Here is a 715-nt window from a genome sequence, read left to right on the forward strand (position 1 = left end):
CCATGAACAAGGCGCTAAACACGCTTGCTGATGGCGACCTAACCGCGCGGATGAATTTCTTCCCTGTTCGTGATGAGTTCAGTGAAATCGCCATCACGATTGATAAAGTCGCGGAGCGTGAACAAAAAATGGTTCAATCCATCCAAGAGTCTGTCGCTCTTATGCAGCAAATCAGCTCAGACTTGAACCAATCGATTCACCACAGTTCTGAAATTTCTGCGACGCAACAAGAACACCTCAACTCTCTTGCAAGTGCAACGGAGCAGATGGCTTCAACGATTCGTGAAGTTGCGACACTGGCTCACGACTCAAGCACACAGACGGATGATGCACGTAGTGTGGCTCAATCAGGCCAAGTGAAAGTCGAAAACACGCTTCACTCGATTTCAAATCTGTCGAATGAGATTCAATCTGCTTCTCAAGCGGTTGAAGAGCTAGATGCAAATGCAGCGCAAATTGATGAAGTGGTAACAACAATCAACGGCATCTCTGAGCAAACTAACCTACTCGCCTTGAACGCTGCAATTGAAGCGGCTCGTGCAGGTGAACAAGGTCGAGGCTTTGCGGTTGTTGCGGATGAAGTCCGTGCTCTTGCAGGCCGTACTCAACAAGCAACCGTTGAGATTCAAGCGATGATTGAATCATTACAGCGTAACAGTCAATCCCTTACCAAACTTATGGAAGTTACGGTAAACAATGCCAACGAAGGTCAAAA

1 protein-coding gene is annotated in these 715 nt (G+C 47.3%); it reads left to right on the forward strand.

Translation table 11 applies throughout. The features are described from left to right. Positions 1–715 (forward strand): methyl-accepting chemotaxis protein (locus R7Q46_RS27040; protein WP_318078237.1); only part of this gene is annotated, 715 nt, incomplete at both ends.

The sequence above is a fragment of the Vibrio sp. 811 genome (assembly GCF_033339195.1).